The organism is Candidatus Baltobacteraceae bacterium, assembly GCA_036489885.1.
Lineage (GTDB): Bacteria > Vulcanimicrobiota > Vulcanimicrobiia > Vulcanimicrobiales > Vulcanimicrobiaceae > JAFAMS01.
This window is the reverse complement of sequence record DASXEW010000001.1, coordinates 375,230-397,776: the sequence shown is the minus strand read 5'-3', so window position 1 is coordinate 397,776 and position 22,547 is coordinate 375,230. Positions and strand designations below refer to the sequence as shown.

Below are 22,547 nucleotides of genomic sequence, written 5' to 3'. Positions count from 1 at the left end.
TTCTCTAGGCCAAAACCTTACGATGGAGCAGTATGGCTAGCGGGCTGAACGTATCCGATCTTCACGTAACGACGGGCGATTCGACAGAGATCCTCAAGGGGATCGACCTGACCATCGAGCCTGGACGCGTCTACGCCCTCATGGGGCCGAACGGAAGCGGCAAATCGACACTAGCCTTCGCTCTCGCCGGACATCCCAGCTACCAAATTACTCGCGGCGCCGCGACCCTGGACGGCGAGGACCTGCTGGCTCTTTCGCCCGACAAGCGAGCCAAGCTGGGATTGTTTCTTTCCTTTCAGTACCCGGCCGCCATACCGGGCGTCAGCGTCGCAAACTTCTTGCGCACGGCGCGCACCTCGGTTCGCGGTAGCGATCTCAACCCAGCCCAATTTCGCGCGCTAGTCTTCGAACAGCTCGATCATCTCGGCATCGATACGTCGTTCCTCGGACGTTACGTCAACGACGGGTTTTCGGGCGGCGAGAAAAAGCGTCTCGAGATGCTGCAACTTGGCATTCTTGCTCCGAAGTACGCGATTCTCGACGAGACCGACTCGGGTCTGGACGTTGACGCGTTGCGCGCCGTCGGCGAATCGCTGACGACGCTGCGCTCGGGCGCAGGCAGAGACACCGGTTTCCTCATCATCACGCACTATCCACGCATCCTGCAATTCGTCGAGCCTGACGTCGTGCACGTGTTGATGGACGGCCGCATCGTCAAGACCGGGGACGCCGATCTTGCGCATCGCATCGAAGCTGAGGGCTACGACAATATTCGCGACGAGATCACGAGTGGCACAGCTTAGCGTCGTTCCGTCGCGCGCCGGGCGTGATGAAGCGCTCGCACTTGCACGCACGCTGCCTCCACCGGGACCCGTACCGGGACGCTACTGGAAGATCGACCTCACGAAGCTTGCACTCGAAGAGGTGCAGGCTGGAGACGTTTCGCCGCGATTCGAGATTTCCGAAGAAGCCAAGCACAAAGGCGTCGTCGCTATCGACATACGAGACGCTACCGGCGAACACGCATCCGTCATCAGTGCAACCGAAGGCAAGGCCGTCGATTGGCGGGTCGGACGTTTCACCGCACTCAATGCGGCGCGGCGCGAAGGCGGCGTCTTCATCTTCTTGCCCAAGGGCGCGGTCATCGAAGAGCCGATCGTCATCACACAGCGGCTCGAAGGCCCGGCGGCATTCCCATACGTACTTGTTGCGGCATCCGAAGGGGCACGCGCAACGATCGTGACACGCTACGATCCCGCGGCAAATCTCGAGCTCGTGAGCGAGATCGTCGAGATCGTCGCGCTCGAGCATGCGTCGATCACGTATGCAGCGATTCAGGATTTACCGGACGGCGTTCGCGTCTTCTGGAGCCGTCGCGGAAACGCCGCACGCGATGCCGAGGTGAATTGGGCGATTGCCGAGCTGGGCGCCGACGTGTCGATCGGCGACGTGAAGTCAACGACGCTCGAAGCCGGTGCGCGGACCACGATCGCGGGAGTATTCTTCCCGAATAAACTCCAGCACGTCGATCTCAAATCCGAGACCGATCATCCGGCCGCACAAACGCAATCCGAAACGATTTTCAAGAGCGCGGCAATCGATCGCGGTCAGGCGCGCTTCATCGGCAATATTCGTATCCACCCATCGGCCCACGGCGTCGATGCGACGCTGCGTGACGATGCGCTGCTGCTTTCGAAAGACGCGCACATCGACAGCATTCCGGCGCTCGAGATCGGTGCAAACGACGTTAAGGCCTTTCACGGCGCGACAATCGGCGCGATCGACGACGACGAGCTGTTCTATGCGATGAGCCGCGGCATCGAACGCCACGATGCGGAGCGCATGATCGCACTCGGCTTTTTCGAGCCGGCGCTGGTTCGGTTCCCGACCGAGAAGTTGCGCGCGGAGCTGCGCGCCGCGCTCGCCGGGAAAATCGGATGACCGCGACCGTTCGTCCGGACGCCGTTCAAGAACGTATCCTGCGGGATTTTCCGATCCTGCACAAGCCCACGTCGCGTGGTAAGCGGCTCGTCTACTTGGATTCGGCCGCAACCTCGCAAAAGCCGCAATCCGTCATTGACGCGCTCGTCAAGTATTACAGCGAGTACAACGCCAACATCCACCGCGGCGTCTATGAGATCGCGGAACGCGCCACGACAGCATTCGAAGAAGCCCGCGCTAAGCTGGCGCGCTTCATCAACGCGGCTGACGACGCCGAAGTCATCTGGACTCGTAACTCAACCGAGTCGATCAATCTCGTCTCGTACACGTGGGGCCTTCACAACATCCATCGCGGCGATGCGATCCTCACGACGCAAGTCGAGCATCACAGCAATCTCGTCCCCTGGCAGCTATTGGCCGAGCGCACCGGCGCTGAGCTTCGGTTCATCCCCGTCGACGCAAACGGCGAGCACGTCCTGGACGATCTCGACCGGTTGTTCGACGGCGTCAAGCTGCTTGCGCTCTCGCATGTCAGCAATACGCTCGGCACGATCGCGCCGCTCGAGTTGCTGACGCAGCGTGCACATGCAGCCGGCGCACGCGTCCTGGTCGACGCCGCACAAAGCGTCCCGCATTTGCACGTCGACGTACAAAAGCTCGGCGTCGATTTCTTGGCCGCTAGCGGACACAAGATGCTGGGTCCGACCGGCATTGGTTTTCTCTACGGCAAGCGCGAACTGCTCGAAGCGATGCCCCCGTTCCTTACGGGCGGCGACATGATCAAGCGCGTCGAGTACACGCACACCGAATACAATGAAATTCCTTGGAAGTTTGAAGCCGGGACCAGCAACGTAGCCGATGCAATCGGCCTCGGTGCGGCAGTCGACTACTTGAGCGACATCGGGATGGATTGGGTTCGCGCGCACGAGATTTCCTTGACGACGTATGCCCTCGAGCGCTTGCAAGCGCTGGAGCGCCGCGGTCTGGTCGTGTATGGGCCATTGCCGGCTTCGAAGCGCGCCGGCGTCATCTCGTTTAACCTCGGCGACGTTCACGCGCACGACGTCGCGTCAATCCTCGACACGGACGGCGTTTGCGTTCGCGCAGGCCATCACTGCACGATGCCGTTGATGGAAAAGATGGGCTGGCCGGCAACCGCGCGAGCCTCGTTCTATGTCTACAACACGGAAGCCGACGTCGACGCACTGGTTGCATCGCTTCAAAAAGCGGCGGACATCTTCAAACTGCCCGGCTAGCATGGACGATTTCTACAAAGAGTACATTCTCGAACACTACCGCGATCCGCACAACTTCGGACAGCTCGAAGACGCAACGGCGACGTTCGAGGATCTCAATCCCTTGTGCGGTGACAGGATTCGCTTCGACCTCAGAGTGAATCGCGACGGCATCGTCGAGGACGTTCGCTTTTCGGGACGCGGCTGCGCAATCAGTCAGGCATCGGCGTCGATGCTGAGTGACACGATCAAAGGGATGCACGTTGAAGCGGTCGCCAAGCTCGACAAACAAGTCGTGCTCGACAACGTTGGCATCGGAATCAGCCCGGCTCGCATGAAGTGCGCGACGCTCGGGCTAAAGGTCGCGCGCTCGGCAGCGCTTGGAGAAATTGCCGGCTGGCCCGACGAGGAACCGTCATAGTCGATCCGTTCCTGTTCCGCATTGCGCCGTTCGTCTTCGCGGCGATCTTGTTGCACGCGATGGCCTTCATCCTGTGGAACATCGGGACACGCCCGCCGGCGCAGTTGATCAGAGACATCGGCAAATTTGCGTGGCGTGGGCTTTGGCACTTCGTGCTGGGGTTCGTGATTCTCATCGCCGGTGCAGCCCTAATGCTGAGCGTCACGCTCGTCGACGTGCAGCATGAGTTTGCGGTGCTGGAGCTGATCGCCGTTGTCTCCGGATTGCTGGTCGAGACGCTCTTGGGCTCGACGATTCGCGCCCATCTCTACAGCCGCTAGCGCGGCTACATCAAGCGCTGACCCTGACTGCAGACGTTCTGAACGTCGGATGCGCGCAACGCTTGCCAACGGTAGACTCCGTGGTCCAGCAGATCCATGTAGATGTAGCGCTCGAAATCGGAAACGAGATCGTTGTTGAAGATCACTTCGCGCGCAACGACATAGTCGTCGCTCGAACCGAGTTGTTTTGCAAGCCCGGGCTTCAGCAATCGCAGACGATCGTAGTACTCGATCGCACCGTCGGAGGTTTTCAGATCGGCCCGGTATTTTGCAAGCGTGGGGATACCGGGCCCGGTCGGAAGCGAATCGTAGACTGACGTCATGATGCTTCCCATCGACGTCGTCTTCGGATACTCGTGAACCGGATGGGTGCTGCAAAAAGACTCGACGCGCTTGGGCGTCGCAAGCGGCTCAACGGATTGCGTACACGCCGTCGCGGCGCCGATGAGAGCAATGCAGGCCGCGAGGGTTTTTAGTGTCCGAACGATTTGCCTAAGAATCCGAGCGATAACCATGGGACGTATGCGATGATGATGAGGCCGATCAAGACGGCACCGAGATATGGTATCACGCGTATCGCGGCCTCGTCGGGCGACGCCTTCCCGATTGCGCACGCTCCGTAGTATCCGACACCGAGCGGCGGCGCAAAGAGTCCGATGCCCATCGCGATGATCGCGATGATCGCGTAGTGTACCTCGTGGACGTGGAATTGCTGCGCGATTGGAAAGAGGAGCGGCCCGAATAGCACCATCGCCGGAATCCCTTCGAGCACGGAACCGAGTACGATGAACACCACGATCGACATTGCGATGAATCCGACTTTACCGCCGGGTGCAGCAGCGAGCGACGTGGCGAGCTGTTGCGCGAAGCCGGATTGCGTCAGCGACCAACCCATTGAGGTCGCGGTAGCGATGATCAGCAAGATCGCGCCGGTCAGGGCGCTCGTCTCACGCAAAATCGGATAGATCCGCTTGATCGGAAACTCGCGGTAGACAAAGATGCCGATGAAGATCGTGTAGATGATGCCGACCGTGCTCACTTCGGTTGCCGTCGCAATTCCATCGAGCACAAAGAATCGAATGACCAGCGGCAGCAAGAGTCCCGGTATTGCTACGATGATCGCCCTGACGATGAATCCGAGCGACGGACGCTTGGCGAGTTCGACTTTGTCGTCTTTCGAGCGCCACAGGACGACGACGACAAGCGAGAGCGCCAAAATTGCAGCCGGCAAGAGTCCGGCGGTGAAGAGCGCAGCGATCGAGACGCCGGTCACTGAGCCGATGATGATCAAGACGAGACTCGGAGGAATCGTTTCCGACATCGCGCCCGAAGCCGAGAGCAGCGAAATCATCTCGGCGCGCTTTTGTCCACGGCGTTCCATCTCGGGGAAGAGCACCGGCGCAATTGCCGCCATGTCGGCAGCCTTAGAGCCGGAGATTCCGCTTACGAGATACATTGCGCCCAGCAGCACGATACCGAGGCCCCCGCGCACATGTCCAATGAGCGACGCAATTGCATCCACCAGACGTTTCGCGATTCCGGAGACTTCCATCAGCAATCCGAGCAGCACGAACAGCGGAACCGCTAGCAGGACGAGATTCGAGACACCTTCGTCCATGCGACCGACGACGGTATTCAGCGGCACCGACGTTGTAAGCGCCAGATAACTCAGCGTCGCGAACCCAAACGAAAATGCGATCGGAACTCCGATCGCGATCAGCGCTCCGACCAACACGACGAAGAACAACAGCAGATTGAGATTGCCGAGTGGGACCAGGAAGGGATGCAGTAAGACGGCACCCACGGAAACTACGACCGCGACCCCAACGACGGGCACGGCGATACGCCAATCCGAATCAATGAGCCGCATGATCGAAATGATCAACATCAAGACCAATGCGACCGTGATTGCCGAGACGACGTACGATCGTGGAATATTGAGCGCGGGCGTTAGATCGATCGTTTCCTGTACGATGAACGCGTAGCTCGAGGGCATCAGCTCGATTGCGAACAACGACACGACGACGGCTGTGATCGCATCGAATATCTGCTGTTGCCGGTGAGGACGCCGGCGATACAGCGCCGTCAATCGCATGTGTTCGCCGCGCCGGTACGCGATGACCGCTCCCATCATGGCGAGCCACAGAAACAGAATCGTCGCAAGCTCGTCGGTCCAGACGATCGCGTTGTGCAGGACGTAACGCGAGAACACCCCGCTCGCCAAGATGATGACCTCGACGACGAGGATCACGGATGCTACCGGTTCCAGGATCGCGCCGATCGCGCGGTCGATCGCGACCGTCCAAGGCCGCCACAGACCGGTTGCGCTCGGGACGATCCCCCCGCCCGCTTCGATCGAAGCGGTCACGTCCGCGGTATCAGTCACCTAGCCGAGTTTACCGCTGTATCGTTCGAGCAAACTCCACGCGGTATCGCCGAATTCGGTGTGATATTGATGGTAGAAGCCGCCGAGCTTCGAGCGGAACGTCGAGACATCGGCGTTGTTGACCGCCATTCCCTCGCGATGCAGCTTGTCGATCAGCGTGTCGTTGAGGAGCTGCACGTCACGTCGCTGCAGCAGAGCGTACGTGCGCGAGTTACGCGTCACGACGGCCTGGATGTCAGGCGGAAGTGCATTCCACGCATCCATGTTCCCAAGTAAATGAAACGCCGACCACATGTGATTCGTGATGCTCAGATATTTCTGGACTTCGTAGAGCCGGGCGGTTTGCAGAATTGCGGGCGGATTCTCCTGACCGTCGATCACGTGCGTCTGCAGCGCCGTGTAGACTTCGTTGAAATTGAGCGGGGTCGGTGACGCGCCCAGCGCCTTGAACAGATCGACCCACAACTTTCCTGCGGGCGTACGAATCTTGAAATTGACGAGATCGTCGGCTGTGCGAATCGGGCCTTTGGCCGACGTGATGTCGCGCATCCCGTTGTCCCACATCCGGTCGAACACCCACAGGCCTTTGGCCTTGATATCGCTGCGGACGTAATCACCGAGCGCTCCGTCCATCGCGCGAAACGCGTCGGCGGAATTACGGAACGCAAAACCAACGCCTTGAATTGCAGCGACCGGCACGACCGATTGCAAGATGCCGCCGTCCAGCGTGAAGAATTGCAATGCGCCTGAACGCAGCTGCGTGAGCATCGCCGTATCGCCGCCGAGCTGATTGTTCGGGAAATTCTGGACCTCGAGACGGCCCTTGGTCTCGTCTTTGACGGCTTTCCACATCTCGACCATGCGGACGTTGAGTGGATGCGAGACGTCGATGTTGCTGGCATACTTATATGCGAATTGCGCGGCTCGTGCTTGCGAGCGCACGACGCCGATGGAAGCAAACGTTGCAGTCGCTCCCGCGGCAAATGTGCGACGGGTGTATTTCATGCGCGGTGCCTTCTGCGTCAGACGCCGAGATGCTTTTGGAGGAACTCGGGGTCGGCTTTGATTTCCGCGGCCGGACCCTCGTGCACGACGTGGCCGTTGCTGATGAGATAGGCGCGGTGCGCCAGGCCCAGCGTGGCCGCAATGTTCTGCTCGACAAGCACGATCGTCTGGCCTTCGTCGGCCAACTTGCGGCAAACCGCGATGAGGTCGTGAACGATGACGGGGGCCAGTCCCTCAAACGGCTCGTCGAGCAGAATGAGCTTGGGACTGCGAATCAAGGCGCGAGCGATTGCCAGCATTTGCTGCTCGCCGCCCGAGAGGTCCGTCCCGCGGCTGCGGCGCCGTTCTGCGAGACGCGGAAAAACGTCGTAAATGCGGTCGAGAGTCCAAGCGTTCTTTGCGCTGAGGCCGGCCAGCACTAAATTCTCCTCGACGTCGAGACTACCGAAGATGCGGCGGTCCTCCGGCACGAGTTGCATACCCGCCTGGGCAATCGCATGCGCGGGTTTACCGGCAATCTCCTCACCGTCGAAAACGATCGAACCCGAGTGCGGACGCACGAGACCAATCAGACTTTTCAACGTCGTGCTTTTTCCGGCGCCGTTGCGACCGAGCAAGGCTACGACCTCGTGCGCTTCAACGCGTAACCCGACGTCGAACAAAATGTGCGAATCGCCGTAGTAGCTATTGAGCGACTTGACCTCGAGGAGGCTCATACCGCCTCGCTCACGCCGAGATAGGCTTCCTGTACTGCGCTGTTCCGCCGAATCTCTTCGGGCGCGCCTTCAACCAACACGCGGCCTCGTACAAGCACCGTGATCGTTTCTGCCAACTCAAAGATCGCATCCATATCATGATCGATGACGACGGTCGTGCGGCCCACGTTGATCGACTTCATCAGCTGGACGGTCTGAACGCGTTCGCGCGGACTCAAGCCCGCGAGCGGCTCATCGAGCAGCAACAATTTCGGTGACGTTGCCAAGGCCAACCCGATTTCGAGCCGCCGCTTCTCGCCGTACGCGAGCTCTGAAACCGGCGAAGATGCACGATTGCTGAGCTGTACGAGCTCGAGCGTTTCTTCCACGCGTTCGTGCAGACCGCGCACGCTGTCCATGCTGCGCAGGAAATCGAGGCGGAACGGGCCACGCTTCTCCGAGAGCGCCGCTACTGTGATGTTCTCGCGCACCGTGAGCCGGTTGAACAGCTGGTTGACCTGATAACTCTTGGTCATGCCAAGCTGGCAGACTTGCGTGCTCGTGAAGCCGGTGATGTCGCGATCCTCAAAGCGAATCGTCCCCGAGGTCGGCGAAACTTCGCAGGTAAGCATCTTGAAAAACGTCGACTTGCCTGCGCCGTTCGGACCGATGATGCCGCGCAATTCACCGCTGCGCACTGTAAAATCGATGTGATCGTTTGCGATCAGACCGCCATAACGCTTGGTGACGCCTTCGGCCCGCAGAATCGTCTCGTTGCTGTTGGACGCCGCTTTCGTTTGCGTCACGGGCATGAACTCGACGACGGCCGTGCCTGCAACCGGCGCTACGGACTGCTCCGCGGCTTCGCGAGTCTTGCCGCGCATGGTGACCAGACGCCACGCGGAGACAAACGCGCCGACGATACCGTGGCGTAAGAAACAAACGAGCAGTACAAAGATGAGACCCAGCACCAACTTCCAGGTCGCGCCCAAATGCAGCGTCGTCTGAAGAAAATCGCTGAGATAGAACCACACCGCCGCACCGACGAGCGGTCCGAACAGCGTTCCGGCACCGCCAATTGCCGTTTGCATCACCAGCTGTCCCGACGTGTCGAACGTAAACGCGTCTGGCGGCATGAAGCCCTGCATCAAGCCGAGCAGCCCACCCGCAAAACCGGCATAGGCCGCTGCGATGATGAACGCGGCGAGCTTGTAACTGTGAATATTGTGCCCGACGGCTGCAGCACGTAGGGGATTCTCACGGATCGCGCTCAGTATCGCGCCGCCCGGCGAGCGCACGATCCGCAGCGCAATCACCACACCGATGAAGTACCACGCCGCCAGGTAGATGTAGATCATCCAGTCGTTGCCGAAGTTGATGGTCGTAAAGCCGAGCCAGAGACTTGGCGTCGGCACGCCCGGCAATCCGTTCTCGCCACCCGTAAAGCGCGAAAGCGGGTTGAACTCGACGAAATAAAACACTTCCGCGATCGCGACGGTGATCATCGCAAAGTAAATGCCGGTGCGCCTCAGCGCAATCAATCCGACCAAGTAGCCGATGACGGCTGCCGAGACCATCCCGATGAACAACGCGCCCGTTACGTTCGTGAAGTTCATTTGGGTGAGCAGGTAGGCCATGATCATACCACCAGCGCCGAAGAATGCCGACTGACCGAACGAGAGCAGACCACTGAAACCGAAGAGAATATCGAAGCCGACTCCGAACAACCCCCAGATCAGGATTCGGTTGATCGTGGTCGACGTAAAGCCGAGGTGCGGTAATACAAACGGCGCTGCAATCAGCGCCGCTGCCGTCAGCAGCTCGACGAGAAGTGGACGTTGTCTCATTCTCGTCCTGCGGCACCGAGCAGACCGTAGGGACGAAGCACCAAGACCAGCGTCATCGCTACGAATAGCATCACGTAGGAGTAGCCCGGGTTGAACATCGACGTAACGCTGATGATTTCGCCTGCGATTAGTCCGCCTAGTATGGCGCCGGGGAATGAACCGACGCCGCCGATGACGATGACGACGAATGTTTGCACGAGGATTGCGTCACCGATGTCCGGCGAGAGCGATACGATCGGGGCATTGATGATTCCGGCGAAGCCTGCAGCCATGGCGCCGACGCCGAAGACCAGCATGAACGCCTTGTAGACGTCGATACCGAGCGCATCGACCATGGCCGAATCCTCGATGCCGGCACGCACGATCATTCCGATACGCGTACGGTAGAGAACGACATAGAGTACGAACAGCGCCACTGCGACGATCGCGACCATCAACAACCGGTACGCCGGGTAGACCATGAATCCGAGGTTGATGATTCCGTTCAATTCGGACGGGAGCGTCGTCGTCTTCGAGAGGCTGCCGAAAAAGAAGCGAACGGTCTCGACGAATACGATGCCGAGACCAAAGGTAACGAGCAACTGGTCCTCGGGCGGACGTGAATAGAAATGGCGAATGATCACGCGTTCCGTCACGATTCCGACGATCAGCCCAAAGAGCGTCCCGGCGATCACGGCAACGATGAAGTTATGCGTATTGTGAAACGCGACCCATCCCGCGTACCCGCCGAGCATGAACATCGCACCGTGCGCAAGGTTGAGAACGCCGAGGGTGCCATAAATAATCGTAAGGCCGGATGCTATCAGCGCCAATAATGCGCCGAGCACCAGCCCGTTGAACATCTGTGGGAGTAGGTCAGACCAGTTTATGACTATCGACCCCGCGAGAAATGCGTGGCCCGCAATTGAAGCGGACCACGCATGAGTTCGCGACGATGGTTAGGTGTAGTCGCCGAGACTGCACCCGAATGCGTCGGGTTTCTGCATCAGCGGCTCGCCGGGGACGATGTCAAGAACCTCCCAATAGTCTTCGCTGTTCTTCATCGCGCTCGGCTTCTTGCCGCGCACGATGATGACCGGACGGACCAATTGGTGATCGGCGGCGCGGAAATGCACGTCGCCGACGAATGACGGGAAGGTCTCGCCCTTCTCGTACTGTTTGATGACATCCGGCGGATAGAAGGTGCCCGCCTCGGATACCATGCGCGCCCAAATGGCGAACTGCATGTATCCGTTCTCGGCGCCCCACTCCGGCCGGTAGCCGTACTTCGCGTTGAACGAATTGACGAACATCTTCGCCAGTGGGAACTTGTCCTCAAGTGTCCACCAGAAATCCGTTGCAGCCAAAACGCCCTGCGTGAGTTCCGGTCCCACTTCCTTGGCGAGGAACGGGATTTGATAAGGAACCACCAGCTGCATCTTCGGGATTAAACCGAACTGCTTGGCCTGCTGAATCGACAACACCGCATCGCGGCCCCAATTCACGTTGATGATGAAGTCGGCGCCCGAGTGGGCGATGTTGGTGAGATATTGACTGAAGTCCTGAGTCCCGAGCGGCGACACTTGGTCGGTGACCTGCTGCCAGCCGGCGTTTTGGCTCAGATAGTCGTTGACCGACTTCGTCACCGTGTGGCCGTAGGTGTAGTCCGGCGTCATGAACGCGGCCTTACGGTTCTTGCCGAAGTTCTTGACGATTACCGGCCCGATTGCGTTTGCAGCCGTCTCGCCGTAGAAGCACTGACGGAACCCGTAGCGCACGCAGTCCTTGCCGGTCGTGTCGTTCGAGCCCGAAATCGCGGTGAGGTACAGCACCTTCGAACGTTGAGCGAAATGGTTGAGTGCTACGGCAACCGCCGACGACGTCGCGCCGGTCATCGCGATGACCTTATTGTCCGTGATAAATTTCTGTTGTTCTTGGACTGCGTCGTTGGGTTTAGCGCCCGAATCGGCGACGACAAGCTGCACTTGTTTGCCGAGAACGCCTTTTGTGACTTTCGGCGCAATCTTTTTGATCAGCGGATCGCCGCTATTGATGTGCTCGATGGCAAGTTGCATGCCTTTGAGCTCGTCCTCGCCCTGTACCGCATAGGTGCCGGTACGCGGCACGGCCGCGCCGATCGTAACCGTATTACCTGTAGTACCGTCCGGCCACGTACCGATAGGTGCCTCGCCGGCGGCGCCGATTATCGTCGGCCATAACGTCGTCCCGACGAGGCCGGCGCCGCCAGCCAGGATCGCGCGGCGTGACAGCGGCGCTTCGAATCTTTCTGACACGGGAATAGCCCCTCTCAATCTACGTTGGGAAAGCCCTTAATGGTCGTGGCGGATTGTTCTCACATCCGCCATCCCCCTTCGTCAGACGAGGTTACCAGCCTCGAACTCGCGCCGCCCCCGAGGCGTTAGGGACTACCGATTACGCCGCAGGCGACGGACGGAGCTCCGATCGCAATCGCGTGCGCCATGATCGGGTTGGCACCGGTCATGCTGACCGATGGCAGATAGGCCGTGATTGCGCCGTTGCCGCGAGAGTCAACGAAAAGTTCAGGCAAGGCTGCAACCATGTCGCCATTCGCCGGACATGCCGTGGCGTTGCTGATTCTCATCGCGTAAACGCCCGGAGTCATACCGGTCATGGTGAGGACCATCTCGATGCCGCCCGCATCTTGCGGAACGAAGTTGACGCTGCCGACTTGCTGGCCGCCGGCATTGAATAGCGGCGCGACATAATGCTCTTGCGGCGTTGCGAGGGCGATTTGCATGGATGCTAGGACCGCCGCGGCGGTCAGTCCGATAAAGCGTAAGGAAGTAAGCATGCGACGGTTTTACCCGTCTTGCGCGCTTGCATGTCCGGATGGTTAGCGGGCGCTCGTCCCCCCGACCGGTATGACCTCGCGCTGGGTTATTTTTGACGCGGACCCGTCGACGACGAACGTTCCGAAATACTCGCCGCGCGATGTTCGAAACTCAACTTGTACGTTCGTGCCGCCTCCGGGTGCGTGGCCGGCCGTCATCGACGTGATGCGCATCGTCGGATCGAGGAACTGCGCCTCGCCAAGCGGCGTGCCTGCGCCACCGAGAGTTCCGTACGCGGTCGCATCGTCGCCGTGTGCCACGGCTTCCAGGAATTTGCGAACGAGCGCTTGCGCCGGCGATGACTGGACCGCAACGGCGGCCGCGGTTGGAGCCACAGTCGGCGCCGGTGTCCGCGTCGGGGTCGACGTCGGCGACGGCGACGGCGTCGCAGTCTTTGCGACGGTGAGCGCTGCAGTCGGCGTCGGCGACGCTTTTGGTTTTTCTGTTTGCGCCGGCGTCGCAGTCGGGGTCGACTTCGGCGTCGTGGTCTGCTTTGGCGTCGACGCCGGCGTCGGCGTCGCAGACGGCGTCGCCGTTACCTGCGCTTGCGTGACTGCAGCGATCGGCGTCGGCGTGTGCATCACGACCAGCGGCGCACTGCTTTTCGCCGGCGCGGGTACGTGACGTGCAGCGAACGCTGAAAGGAGCGCGCCGATGCCCAAGCCTGCGATGATGACGCCCGCAAATAGCGGGACCATCGGTAAGCCGCCCCGATCTTCGTCGTCGCTCGAAGAACGGCGGCGTCGCGGTGAACCAGATCCGGAACTCATGTTCTCGCAGCGTTCCACGCGCAGAGGTCTCGCCCTGGATGGGCGAGCGCAGTGCGAAGCGAAACCACAGGCAGCATGATTCGGGTACCGGTGCCGATCGATCTGGGAACCGCCATGACGGCGCGTGCTTCCGTCTTCGCACTCGTCACGCCGATTCGCGTTGCCACGTTGATCGAGCTCGCGATCGCCCGAACGCTCGGACGGCGCGCGCCGCCCGACAAATGTGCGCGCGTGATGAACTCAACGCTGGCTGGATTGCGCACCGGATCGTTCTCACTGGATATCGATGGGCGCCGGATCCACGATCCCGACGACGTTGTCGTCTGCAGCGGCGGTGCTGCGACGTTGCGCTTTTTCTCGCACCGTTCCGTTATTACGTCGATCGAATAATTCTGGACGAGAATCGTAGACCGCGCGCCGAACGGTTCGTAGCGGTTGTTGACGCTGCGCTCGAAGCCTGGGGAGCGCGCTGGCCACTCTATATTGCAATCGCCGTCGCCTGCATCGCTATTCAAACGGCCGCGGCGTACATTGCTCATTTCGACATCGTTGCAATCTTGATCGTGAATTGCATCGTCGACGGATACGCGACGGCGTTTTTCACGATTGCGATCGCCGCGCAGCGCCAGGAAGTAAAGGCATCGGTTGCGGAGATTGCGCGCGCTGCACTGGCGCGCAGCTTCAACGTCACGATCGTCTATTTCGCAATTCAGATCGTAATCTGGGCGTTCGCGCCCTGGATATTCGGAAATGCCGAAGAGATGGCGTACGGCCTCGGCGTCCTTCCCACGCTGATCGTGTTCGGCATGATGTCGATTGCGACCGTGGTCGCGACGCTCGACACGTCACGGCCGAATTACATGCAGCCCGGCTTTGCGATTCTGCGCGGCATCATGTTCGCGCGCTCGTGGGCCAATATCTGGCGCCTCGGAGTCGGGGGAGCAATCGTCATCATCCCGATGATGCTCGAGCAGCTTCTCGAACAGTATCTGGCGCACCACGGAATACCGGCGTCGCAAAACATCTTCTGGGCGAATACTCCGATTGACGCGCTCGTGCTCGGCCCGACGCAGGCCTTCTTCACCTACCTCTACATGGATTTGCTGGCGCGCGAAAGCTAGCCGCGTTCGGCGGCGACTTGCCTGTCCTGAACGAGCTGCGCATAGAGCGCATTCGGCCAAGCGAAATCCGCGCGGGTGAACTCGTGCGGAGCGTTGACGTCGAATGATTCGTGCAGCCGGTGGTCGCCCAGATCGGAAGCGGCGATGTATCCGAGGACCCGCTTGACCTCGTCCTGATCGGTGCTCGTCAGCGCTTGCATGACGAGCGCCAGCGGCCAGACATAGTCTTTCGGCGTGTGCGGGCTCCCGACGCCCTGCGCGTATTTTCCAACGAAGTAGTACGGATTACGCGACGACAGGACGAATGTGCGCGTCCGCTGATACGCCGAGTCGGTCGCCGGGAGATATCCGAAATACGGAATCGCCAGCAGCGAGGGTATGTTGGCGTCGTCCATCACGTTGGCATGGCCGAGACCATCGACTTCATAAGCGTAGATTCTGCCGAACGTATCGAGATTGACATAGCCGTACTGCTCGACGCCGCGCTGAATATCGACCGCCAAACCCCAAGCGTTGCGGGCGGCATCCCAGTCGCCGAGAACATCGCGCTCGAGATCCCCGAGCATGTGCAAGACGACCGAGGCGAACATGTTGACGGGAATATTGTACTGATAGCGCGCTGCGTCATCGGAGGGCCGGAAACCCGTCCAAACCATCCCCGTGTACGCGACCGGTGAGCCGCGTCCGTTGTTGGCCAGCTGCGGATGACGGTACTGGGAACGGCGGGCATGATGCTGCTCGTTGCGCAGCGTCTTGAGTATCAAGCCGAACGCGCGCCTCAGGTCGGCGGTGAAGATAGACTTGTCGCCGGTCCGCTTGTAGTAGAGCCCCGCGAACCAGACGGGATAGAGCAGCGAGTCGACCTCGAACTTTTCTTCGGCGACCTGATATTCGACGGTAAACGCATTCGCGTACGGGTCTTCGAGAATGCACTTTGCTTGGCGCGCCAAGAGCCCACGCAACAGCGAGGCAACCGACTCGTCTTTGCCCGCAAGGTCGATGTACGGCAACGCCACCGCGGCCGAATCACGCAGCCACATCGCCGGGATGTCGCCGGTCGAGACGTACGTCGTGCCGTCGCTCTCGATCGTCGCGTGTCGATTGATTGCCTCATCGAACGCAGTCAGATAGAGAGGGTCCGTCGAAACAACAGCATCGGCCCGTCTCGGCCATAGTGAGCCGAGAGCGAGCGTACCGGCAATTCCAACAAGAAGACGGCGTCGCGATAAGTTCAGAACGCACACGTCTTCCGGAGTTAACCGCACACTCTCCCTCTTGCACACTTGACGTTTGGTGCGTCTTCACCGACTTTTAACGGGAGGGAGAATTTTCAACCGTGTTCGTCGCTCGGGGATCGCTGGCCATTCTCGCGCTTTTGCTTGCCGCCGGATCGACGGAAAGTCATCAGACCTATCAAGTAAGCGGTAAGGATAGCTATCAAATCGGTTCGCGCGAGCTGCGTAGCGACACGTCATACGAAGGCAAAGAACGGTTGACGATACGAAGTGCAGCGGGCGTCACACATTATAGCGCTCGGGCTACTTACGTTAAGACCGATCAAGGCCAAGGGCATCCGAGCGTCGCGACTTTCGAGTCCGAAATGCAGCCGAGTGGAGCCGAACGTGACATCGCGAGCAGCGACCCGGATTTCCTGACCGTCCTCAACCAACCGTTCGCCGTTCAGCTCGACGCGCAAACGCTTCGCGACGTGCGCAAGCTGCACGAGCCGTCGCCCTTCACCTTCACTTCGGCGATGACGGGCGCGACGCTACGCGGCACGCTCTTTCACGTCAGAGACGGTTTGATCGCCGGTCATCCCGTCGTCGGCATCGGATTCGACGCCAGCGGCCCAATGCGCGGTGGCCTTCCCGAGCATCCGGAGATCTCGCTACACGGAACGATCCGGATGTCGGGGCGAGCGTACTACACGCGCGCGTCTGCCCTCTTGCTCGGACTCGACGCTAAGCTGCAAATAGCCGGGACGCTCGCGAACACGAACACCTCGGATCCCGTCAAGATTCTCTACCGGCGCATTATCCGCGCCGAGTAGCGTTTAGGTTAGAGCTAGCTCCGAGGCGATATCGACTTCGAGCGGGTGCGCCAAAACGCGATCTCCCAGCTCAATGAAGTTCGTGAACGACAGATGCTCTTGGTGGCAATCAATCAGCATCTGGATGCCACGCTTCACGCTACCCGTCTTATCGACGTACTTGCGAACTTTGCGCCTGAAATAACTGTGTGGATCGCGCAAAAGCTCGGCATAATATGGGTCGCTCGTAAGCCCGTGCGGATCGATGCCGGCTCTTGGAACGAGCCAAACAAACCTCGGATCGCATCCGTCGTTGAATCCGATGATTACGAGCGGAATCGCGTGCGCGGTGCGTTGCGTCCCATCCGGGAGACGCGGAACGAAGCTGCACAACGTGTACCCATCGAATGCGAGCTCGTTAGGTTCCATCCGTGACGACATGAAAGAACCCCGTTACGACAAACAAAAAAACCCCGCTCGGCATGTGCCGGAGCGAGGCAAGGTAGGCGCGAGGCGAACCATGAGCGTGGCTTCGCTCGGGCGCTGAAGGAGCACCTTCCGTGCCGACCAAAACGCGAAACCTTCAGAGTAGTCCGGGCGGTCTGGGGGCGCGTATGGCTGCTCTCGCCCCGCTTCGACGGGAGTATAGTTTGGCCCAAGCTGCCGCGGCGTCGGCACCCACTCGGTCGGAGACGGCTCCGGGACCGGAGAATTTCGAACGGATCGTCGATGAATTCCAACGACGGCTCTACGGCTTCGCGCTGCGCATGACGGGCAATCGCGAAGACGCCGAGGAGATCGTACAGGACGCGTTCGTGCGAGCCTACCGGGCCCTCGTCAAAATGGACCCCAAGCAACGGGCCGAGCTCCGTCTGCAGCCGTGGCTCTACACGATCACGCTAAACGTCACCCGCAATCGTTTGCGTAGCAAGCGGCCGACAAACGTTGCGCTCGATTCGCTTGCGGATCCGGATGCGTTGTTGAATGAAACGCAAGAGGGACCGGATCAACCCGAGCAGATCGTCGAACGTGGCGCCGACATGGTGCTTGTCGAGCAAGCACTGTTGCAATTACCCATGCATTTGCGCGCGGCAGCAACGTTAAGGTTTATCGAGGGCCGAAGCCATCCGGAGATCGCAGAGATTCTCGATCAACCGATAGGTACTGTGAAATCCCACGTCCACCGAGCCGTCCGTATCCTCAGGCGTATCCTCGGTCCACAAGTCGGGCGCATTGCTCCCTCGAGTGCCGAGGAAGGAGAACCGAATCATGCGGTGCTGTGATCTCGTTCGAATGTGGGACGAGCTGCGCGAAGGCGGCTCGGCTCCCTCCCGCGATGAGGTTCTAGCGCACTTGCGTAAGTGCCAAGACTGCCAAGAGGCCTATCAAGAGTACGAAGGCGTCGCATATTGCCTGAACTGCTTACCCGTCGTAGAACCGCCTTCGGGCCTCGTACCGAAGATTCTGGACCATATCAAGTCGATGCGACCGGCGACACCGGACATGTTCGCGCGCATGACGAGCCCGCTCGGAGATTTGCTCGTCGCGTTTCGTGAAAGCGGCATCACTGCCGTCGTCATCTGTGCCGACGGCGTCGAGAGCACGCTCTGCGAAGCGATCGCCAAACGTCTGCACCGCGGTCTCGTCCCGGCCCAAGCACCGCAATGGGTACGCGACACGGTCGACCAATATTTTCGAACCTTCAAGACGGACGGCACACGCGTTGACATCTCGGCGCTCACCGAGTTCGAGCAATCCTCCCTCAAGAAAGCCGCGGAGATTCCGCCGGGTGAGGTCCGCTCCTACGGCTGGATCGCTCGCGAAATCGGGCAGCCGTCAGCCGCACGGGCGGTTGGCCGCGCTATGGCGCGCAATCCGGTACCGCTGCTCTACCCGTGTCATCGCGTCGTCGATTCGAACGGCGCGCTTCACAACTACGCGTACGGGCTCGAAGTAAAAGCTCGCCTCCTCGAAATGGAAGGCTACGTACCGCCGAACGCATCGCGCTCAGCCGCAGTGGGCAGGGCGTAACCTCGACATCTGCGAAAGTCGCAGATAGAAAACGTCCGCGGTTCCTTCAGATAGAGAACAACGAAGGTGAACAGTCGGACTGAGGAGGTGATCATCGTTACAAGCGATAGCAATAAATGTAGTTACACGATGATTGGAGGTGCTGCGACCTAGTCGCAGCCACCAAGAACCTAGTTCGACTCGAGCCGGCGCGGACGCCGGCTTTTTTTTGCCTTTCTAGGGCCGGAGCCCGGCCTGACAGTAACTCTCAAGAAGGCGAAGACGAAAGCACGGCTAACGGAAACAGCCGAGCTTGAACGACAATCAAGGCCGGGACGCGCGAATCGCGGCTATCCCGGACACGCACGGTCACGCCAAGGGTGAGCACAAGGCGTTCGCCGAGGAACGGCCCATCCCGTACTCAGCGCGGATGCTCTTCCTTTGGTTCTACCATGCCTGCCGGCGCGGGTTCCCGCGATTCATGATGGTCACCGACCACATGAATTATCTCACCTTCGAAGACCCCGCCGCCGTCAATCTCGTCCGCCGCGCGCTCAAGCTCGCTCAAGCCGGCGACCTCTACGGGGCCGCCGAGGCTGCGAGCGTCGACGTCGCACATGCAGCGGTCGTCTCCGACGGCCTGCGGCGCGGGATGCACTTCTCGATCGGCGCCGAGCTCGACAACGATCCGCGTTGCCGCCCGGACGCCCAAAACATCGTCGATGCGATGCGGCCCGATGCAATGATCCGCTCCGTTCACTTTCTCACGATCGAGCATCCGACGGCGGGACCGAACTACACTTGGAACTTCGATAATCCGGAGTTTATCGCGCTCTACGATCACGTCGGTACCGAGCGCACCTGGCAGCTTTATATGGAAGCGCTCCTCAAAGCGATCGATGAGCTGCCGGGACAGATTGTCGGACACTTCTACGTTCCGGCGATTTTCGGACATTGGCCCGAACGCGCGTCGCTTGAGAAGTATGAAGATCAAGTCGTCGCCGCGGCCAAGACCAAGGGAATGGCGATCGAGTTCAACACGCGCTTCTTGTATCGCGATCATGCGCCCGACGAAAAGCAGCGCTATCTCGAAGCCAACAAACGTCTGGTTCGCAAGTGCCGCGATGCCGGAGTCGTGGTCGCCGTCGGTTCGGATGCGCACAGTCCCAAGGACCAGGGTGGCGCCTTCGACGTCGTTCTCGATTTGCTCGACAGCCTGGATATCAATGAAATTGCGTTCCCCGTCGGCGGACGCATGGCGCGCGTTGCGTTGCGCGTGGTCCAGCCCGAGCCTCCGCCGGTACCGGTTGCGGAAAAGCGTGCGCGAGCCGGCCCAATCAGAAAGACCGCAACGCCTGCGCGGACGCCCGAACGCAAATCCGCGAAGCCGGCGTCAAAGACCGCCGCGAAACCGGCTGCCAAACCCGTCGCAAAGCCAGCCGTGAAACCCGCAGCGGTCAAGCCGGCTCCCAAAGCCAAGAAAGCCGCGCCACCCCCTAAGAAAGTCGCGAAGAAAGCAGCGGCAAAACGGCCCGCTCCGGCCAAAAAACTTGCCCCGCCCAAACGCGCCAAAGTTCCGGCAGTGAAGGCCGCTGCAACGAAGGTGCCCGCGAAGAAGGCGGCTGTGAAAAAGACCGTTGCCAAGAAGGCGGCTCCGAAGCGTTCGATGCCCGCGAAAAAATCATCGAAGAAGGCCGGCAAGCGCCGCTAGTGCGGATCCGCGCACTCGTCGCCGTTCTTTTTTTATTGTGCGGCTGTACGCGCGCAACCGAACAAAGCGTCACGGTAGGCTCGACTACCGTACAGCGTCACTCATGGTCGATTCCCGGCGTGTTGCGTGTCGCCGTACAGAGCCCGCCGACGAATCTGCAGCCTCTCTTATCCGGCAACACGACGGACGTCATGTTCGACCGGCTCGTGTACGATCCGTTGATCACCGTGAGCGCAGACGGCAAGACGCCGATTCCGATTCTTGCGACGCAAGTTCCGACGCTGGAAAACGGGGGGATCAGCAAAGACGGCCTCACGATCACCTACAAGCTTCGCCACAACGTCAAATGGCACGACGGTGCTCCGTTCACGAGCCAGGACGTGAAGTTCACGTGGCAAGGCATCATGAACCCGGCGAACAACGTCGGCACCCGGTCCGGTTACAATCTCATCCGCTCGATAGACACGCCGGATGACTACACCGCGGTCTTTCATCTCAAGCAAAAATTCTCACCGGCCGTAAATACATTTTTCGCCGAGAGCGACTCACCGATTTTCATCATCCCCAAACATCTTCTTAGCATGTTACCCAATGTCAACAACGCTCCGCAAAACGTGAGTCCCGTCGGAACCGGCCCCTTCAAGTTTTCAAAATACATCCGCGGCGATCGTCTAGAATTCGTCCGCAACGACGACTACTTCATGGGCAAGCCGAAGCTGAAAGAAGTCGTCGTCAAAATCATCCCCGACGAGAACACGTCGATGAATCTTTTGCGCTCTCACGAGATCGATTGGATCTTCGAAGCATCGCCGCAACTCTATGGCCAGCTCAAGACGATTCCCGATATCAAGAATCTGCTCGTTCAGCAGAATCAATATCTTGGTCTCTTGATGTACACCCGGAATCCGATTCTCTCGGACGCCGGCGTTCGACGTGCCCTTGCGTACGCGATCGACAAACAAGCCCTGGTCAACAAGGTCACGTTCGGCACGGCGCTGGCCGCCGACGACGAGCATCCGCCGTTCATGTGGGCCTACGTCGGAGGAAAGTCGTATCCGTACGACCCCGCGAAAGCCCAGGCGCTGCTTGCCGCCGATGGTTGGACCCCCGGGGCCGACGGGATCCTGCGCAAGGGGACGAAGCGTTTGAGTCTCGTCCTTTCCACCAATACGTCGAACGTGACGCGTCGGACTGCAGTCGTTCAGATCCAATCCTACTTGAAAGCGATCGGCGTAGATGCGACCGTGAAGAGCTATCTCGGGGTAGAAATGTTCGCACCGCTCGGCATGGGCGGAATTTTGGCGTCCGGCAAGTTCGATCTCAACGTCTCCGGCTGGATCGCGGGAATCGATCCCGACGATTCGACGCTGCTCATGTGCCGGTCGATTCCGCCGGACGGGAGCAACAACCCGCGATTCTGCTCACCGCAAATGGACGCGGCCGAACAGGTCGCGCTGACGCACTACGATATTCCAACGCGCAAGAAAGCATATGCTAGGATTCAACAGATTGTTTACGAGCAGATGCCTATCGATTATCTGTGGTGGCCCCGTCAGCTACAGCCGATCAGCGTCGATTTCAAAGGGTTCGATCCGAATCCGGTCAACGAAGCCTGGAATTGTTGGGAGTGGTCAATCTAAATGCGCGACGATCGTCCGCCAGGCAATTTCGATTCCTCGCTCCACCGTCTCCCTGAGCTGAAATGGCTCAAGCAGATCATCGTCGAGCGCGCATTGACGCGTGGCGATTATGTCTTAGCCGGCGGCGCTCGCAGCGACTACTATATCGACAAGTTCCGCCTGTTCAGCGATCCGCACGTGCTCCGGCGTATCGCGCGCATGTTCGTCCCGATCTTAGCCGAGGTGAACCCCGATTTGGTCGCGGGAACGGAGCTCGGCGGAGTGATCATCGCAACCGCCGTCTCGCAGATGTCGAATATTCCGATGATCGTCGTACGAAAGACGCCGAAATCGTATGGCGCCTTCCCAGATGAGTACGTCGAAGGTGGATTCGAAGGCGGTCAGCGCGTGCTGCTACTCGAGGACGTCGTCACTTCGGGACGCGAGGTGCTCGATGCCAAGCGCCGCCTCATCGAGCTTGGTTTGGACGTGACCGTCTACGCCGTGATCGCGCGCGAGCTCGCGCCCGTCAACGCGCTTCTCCAGTTTTCGCTCCCACGGGGCCAAGCCAAGACCGACAATTAG

The 22,547-nt window shown here is 59.9% G+C and carries 24 protein-coding genes; 13 read left to right on the top strand and 11 right to left on the bottom strand.

Annotated elements, in window-relative coordinates:
* Nucleotides 1-32: 32 nt before the first annotated feature.
* Genes sufC through VGG22_01885 form a run of 5 tightly spaced genes read left to right on the top strand, consistent with a single transcriptional unit; the run spans nucleotide 33 to nucleotide 3,917 of the window.
* Nucleotides 33-803, top strand: a complete 771-nt coding sequence (gene sufC / locus VGG22_01905) for a Fe-S cluster assembly ATPase SufC (protein HEY1727117.1) — start codon at nucleotides 33-35, stop codon at nucleotides 801-803.
* Entirely contained in the window at nucleotides 790-1,941 is a 1,152-nt protein-coding gene (gene sufD / locus VGG22_01900) for a Fe-S cluster assembly protein SufD (GenBank protein HEY1727116.1), read from the top strand. Before sufC ends, sufD begins: the two co-directional genes overlap by 14 nt.
* Nucleotides 1,938-3,197 (top strand): cysteine desulfurase, encoded by a 1,260-nt coding sequence (locus tag VGG22_01895; GenBank protein ID HEY1727115.1) that lies wholly within the window; start codon nucleotides 1,938-1,940, stop codon nucleotides 3,195-3,197. The genes sufD and VGG22_01895 overlap by 4 nt, the downstream gene beginning before the upstream one ends.
* A gap of 1 nt (nucleotide 3,198) precedes the next feature.
* Nucleotides 3,199-3,597, top strand: a complete 399-nt coding sequence (locus VGG22_01890; protein HEY1727114.1) for an SUF system NifU family Fe-S cluster assembly protein — start codon at nucleotides 3,199-3,201, stop codon at nucleotides 3,595-3,597.
* Between the two features lie 59 nt (nucleotides 3,598-3,656).
* The gene (locus VGG22_01885) at nucleotides 3,657-3,917 is read left to right on the top strand and encodes a hypothetical protein (GenBank protein HEY1727113.1); all 261 of its coding nucleotides are present in this window, start codon (nucleotides 3,657-3,659) and stop codon (nucleotides 3,915-3,917) included.
* 5 nt (nucleotides 3,918-3,922) lie between these two features.
* Here VGG22_01885 and VGG22_01880 read toward each other — a convergent pair whose 3' ends face one another.
* The 9 genes from VGG22_01880 to VGG22_01840 form a co-directional block, all read right to left on the bottom strand.
* Nucleotides 3,923-4,432 (bottom strand): hypothetical protein, encoded by a 510-nt coding sequence (locus VGG22_01880; GenBank protein HEY1727112.1) that lies wholly within the window; start codon nucleotides 4,430-4,432, stop codon nucleotides 3,923-3,925.
* On the bottom strand, nucleotides 4,390-6,303 hold the full coding sequence (locus VGG22_01875; GenBank protein HEY1727111.1) for a TRAP transporter large permease subunit: 1,914 nt from the start codon (nucleotides 6,301-6,303) through the stop codon (nucleotides 4,390-4,392). Before VGG22_01875 ends, VGG22_01880 begins: the two co-directional genes overlap by 43 nt.
* The gene (locus tag VGG22_01870) at nucleotides 6,304-7,308 is read right to left on the bottom strand and encodes a TRAP transporter substrate-binding protein (GenBank protein ID HEY1727110.1); all 1,005 of its coding nucleotides are present in this window, start codon (nucleotides 7,306-7,308) and stop codon (nucleotides 6,304-6,306) included.
* Between the two features lie 17 nt (nucleotides 7,309-7,325).
* The gene (locus VGG22_01865; GenBank protein HEY1727109.1) at nucleotides 7,326-8,024 is read right to left on the bottom strand and encodes an ABC transporter ATP-binding protein; all 699 of its coding nucleotides are present in this window, start codon (nucleotides 8,022-8,024) and stop codon (nucleotides 7,326-7,328) included.
* On the bottom strand, nucleotides 8,021-9,850 hold the full coding sequence (locus tag VGG22_01860) for a branched-chain amino acid ABC transporter ATP-binding protein/permease (GenBank protein HEY1727108.1): 1,830 nt from the start codon (nucleotides 9,848-9,850) through the stop codon (nucleotides 8,021-8,023). Before VGG22_01860 ends, VGG22_01865 begins: the two co-directional genes overlap by 4 nt.
* Nucleotides 9,847-10,692, bottom strand: a complete 846-nt coding sequence (locus VGG22_01855; GenBank protein ID HEY1727107.1) for a branched-chain amino acid ABC transporter permease — start codon at nucleotides 10,690-10,692, stop codon at nucleotides 9,847-9,849. The genes VGG22_01860 and VGG22_01855 overlap by 4 nt, the downstream gene beginning before the upstream one ends.
* 96 nt (nucleotides 10,693-10,788) lie before the next feature.
* A complete protein-coding gene (locus tag VGG22_01850; protein ID HEY1727106.1) occupies nucleotides 10,789-12,123 on the bottom strand; it encodes a substrate-binding protein in 1,335 nt (444 codons plus the stop codon).
* A gap of 125 nt (nucleotides 12,124-12,248) precedes the next feature.
* The gene (locus VGG22_01845) at nucleotides 12,249-12,608 is read right to left on the bottom strand and encodes a hypothetical protein (GenBank protein ID HEY1727105.1); all 360 of its coding nucleotides are present in this window, start codon (nucleotides 12,606-12,608) and stop codon (nucleotides 12,249-12,251) included.
* Between the two features lie 96 nt (nucleotides 12,609-12,704).
* A complete protein-coding gene (locus tag VGG22_01840; protein HEY1727104.1) occupies nucleotides 12,705-13,472 on the bottom strand; it encodes a hypothetical protein in 768 nt (255 codons plus the stop codon).
* Nucleotides 13,473-13,547: 75 nt separating this feature from the next.
* On the opposite strand from VGG22_01840, the gene VGG22_01835 reads away from it, so the two are divergent.
* Nucleotides 13,548-13,862, top strand: coding sequence for a hypothetical protein (locus tag VGG22_01835; protein HEY1727103.1), 315 nt, complete (start codon nucleotides 13,548-13,550; stop codon nucleotides 13,860-13,862).
* 173 nt (nucleotides 13,863-14,035) lie between these two features.
* Entirely contained in the window at nucleotides 14,036-14,593 is a 558-nt protein-coding gene (locus tag VGG22_01830) for a hypothetical protein (protein ID HEY1727102.1), read from the top strand.
* On the opposite strand, the gene VGG22_01825 is transcribed toward VGG22_01830, so the two are convergent.
* Nucleotides 14,590-15,858 carry a glycoside hydrolase family 125 protein gene (locus tag VGG22_01825; GenBank protein HEY1727101.1) on the bottom strand — a complete coding sequence of 423 codons (1,269 nt, stop codon included), beginning with the start codon at nucleotides 15,856-15,858 and terminating at the stop codon, nucleotides 14,590-14,592. The genes VGG22_01830 and VGG22_01825 overlap by 4 nt on opposite strands.
* 71 nt (nucleotides 15,859-15,929) lie before the next feature.
* On the opposite strand from VGG22_01825, the gene VGG22_01820 reads away from it, so the two are divergent.
* A complete protein-coding gene (locus tag VGG22_01820) occupies nucleotides 15,930-16,643 on the top strand; it encodes a hypothetical protein (protein ID HEY1727100.1) in 714 nt (237 codons plus the stop codon).
* A gap of 3 nt (nucleotides 16,644-16,646) precedes the next feature.
* Here VGG22_01820 and VGG22_01815 read toward each other — a convergent pair whose 3' ends face one another.
* On the bottom strand, nucleotides 16,647-17,063 hold the full coding sequence (locus tag VGG22_01815) for a hypothetical protein (GenBank protein ID HEY1727099.1): 417 nt from the start codon (nucleotides 17,061-17,063) through the stop codon (nucleotides 16,647-16,649).
* Nucleotides 17,064-17,236: 173 nt separating this feature from the next.
* Between VGG22_01815 and VGG22_01810 the strand changes: the two genes are divergently transcribed.
* The 5 genes from VGG22_01810 to VGG22_01790 all read left to right on the top strand — a co-directional run bounded on the left by VGG22_01810 (nucleotide 17,237) and on the right by VGG22_01790 (nucleotide 22,547).
* On the top strand, nucleotides 17,237-17,905 hold the full coding sequence (locus VGG22_01810) for a sigma-70 family RNA polymerase sigma factor (GenBank protein ID HEY1727098.1): 669 nt from the start codon (nucleotides 17,237-17,239) through the stop codon (nucleotides 17,903-17,905).
* Nucleotides 17,892-18,653, top strand: coding sequence for a methylated-DNA--[protein]-cysteine S-methyltransferase (locus VGG22_01805; protein HEY1727097.1), 762 nt, complete (start codon nucleotides 17,892-17,894; stop codon nucleotides 18,651-18,653). The genes VGG22_01810 and VGG22_01805 overlap by 14 nt, the downstream gene beginning before the upstream one ends.
* Before the next feature lie 292 nt (nucleotides 18,654-18,945).
* On the top strand, nucleotides 18,946-20,343 hold the full coding sequence (locus VGG22_01800; protein ID HEY1727096.1) for a hypothetical protein: 1,398 nt from the start codon (nucleotides 18,946-18,948) through the stop codon (nucleotides 20,341-20,343).
* Nucleotides 20,343-21,983: a peptide ABC transporter substrate-binding protein gene (locus tag VGG22_01795; protein ID HEY1727095.1), complete on the top strand. Its 1,641-nt coding sequence runs from the start codon at nucleotides 20,343-20,345 to the stop codon at nucleotides 21,981-21,983. The genes VGG22_01800 and VGG22_01795 overlap by 1 nt, the downstream gene beginning before the upstream one ends.
* Nucleotides 21,984-22,547: a hypothetical protein gene (locus VGG22_01790; GenBank protein ID HEY1727094.1), complete on the top strand. Its 564-nt coding sequence runs from the start codon at nucleotides 21,984-21,986 to the stop codon at nucleotides 22,545-22,547.

Bases quoted from the DNA above. Each gene is read 5' to 3' on its own strand.
- VGG22_01835 (HEY1727103.1), top strand. From the start codon at position 13,548: ATGATTCGGGTACCGGTGCCGATCGATCTGGGAACCGCCATGACGGCG.
- VGG22_01840 (HEY1727104.1), bottom strand. From the start codon at position 13,472: ATGAGTTCCGGATCTGGTTCACCGCGACGCCGCCGTTCTTCGAGCGAC.
- sufC (HEY1727117.1), top strand. From the start codon at position 33: ATGGCTAGCGGGCTGAACGTATCCGATCTTCACGTAACGACGGGCGAT.
- VGG22_01885 (HEY1727113.1), top strand. From the start codon at position 3,657: ATGGCCTTCATCCTGTGGAACATCGGGACACGCCCGCCGGCGCAGTTG.
- VGG22_01855 (HEY1727107.1), bottom strand. From the start codon at position 10,692: ATGTTCAACGGGCTGGTGCTCGGCGCATTATTGGCGCTGATAGCATCC.
- VGG22_01880 (HEY1727112.1), bottom strand. From the start codon at position 4,432: ATGGTTATCGCTCGGATTCTTAGGCAAATCGTTCGGACACTAAAAACC.
- VGG22_01895 (HEY1727115.1), top strand. From the start codon at position 1,938: ATGACCGCGACCGTTCGTCCGGACGCCGTTCAAGAACGTATCCTGCGG.
- VGG22_01845 (HEY1727105.1), bottom strand. From the start codon at position 12,608: ATGCAAATCGCCCTCGCAACGCCGCAAGAGCATTATGTCGCGCCGCTA.
- VGG22_01815 (HEY1727099.1), bottom strand. From the start codon at position 17,063: ATGTCGTCACGGATGGAACCTAACGAGCTCGCATTCGATGGGTACACG.
- VGG22_01805 (HEY1727097.1), top strand. From the start codon at position 17,892: ATGCGGTGCTGTGATCTCGTTCGAATGTGGGACGAGCTGCGCGAAGGC.
- VGG22_01865 (HEY1727109.1), bottom strand. From the start codon at position 8,024: ATGAGCCTCCTCGAGGTCAAGTCGCTCAATAGCTACTACGGCGATTCG.
- VGG22_01790 (HEY1727094.1), top strand. From the start codon at position 21,984: ATGCGCGACGATCGTCCGCCAGGCAATTTCGATTCCTCGCTCCACCGT.
- VGG22_01870 (HEY1727110.1), bottom strand. From the start codon at position 7,308: ATGAAATACACCCGTCGCACATTTGCCGCGGGAGCGACTGCAACGTTT.
- VGG22_01860 (HEY1727108.1), bottom strand. From the start codon at position 9,850: ATGAGACAACGTCCACTTCTCGTCGAGCTGCTGACGGCAGCGGCGCTG.
- VGG22_01890 (HEY1727114.1), top strand. From the start codon at position 3,199: ATGGACGATTTCTACAAAGAGTACATTCTCGAACACTACCGCGATCCG.
- VGG22_01810 (HEY1727098.1), top strand. From the start codon at position 17,237: ATGGCTGCTCTCGCCCCGCTTCGACGGGAGTATAGTTTGGCCCAAGCT.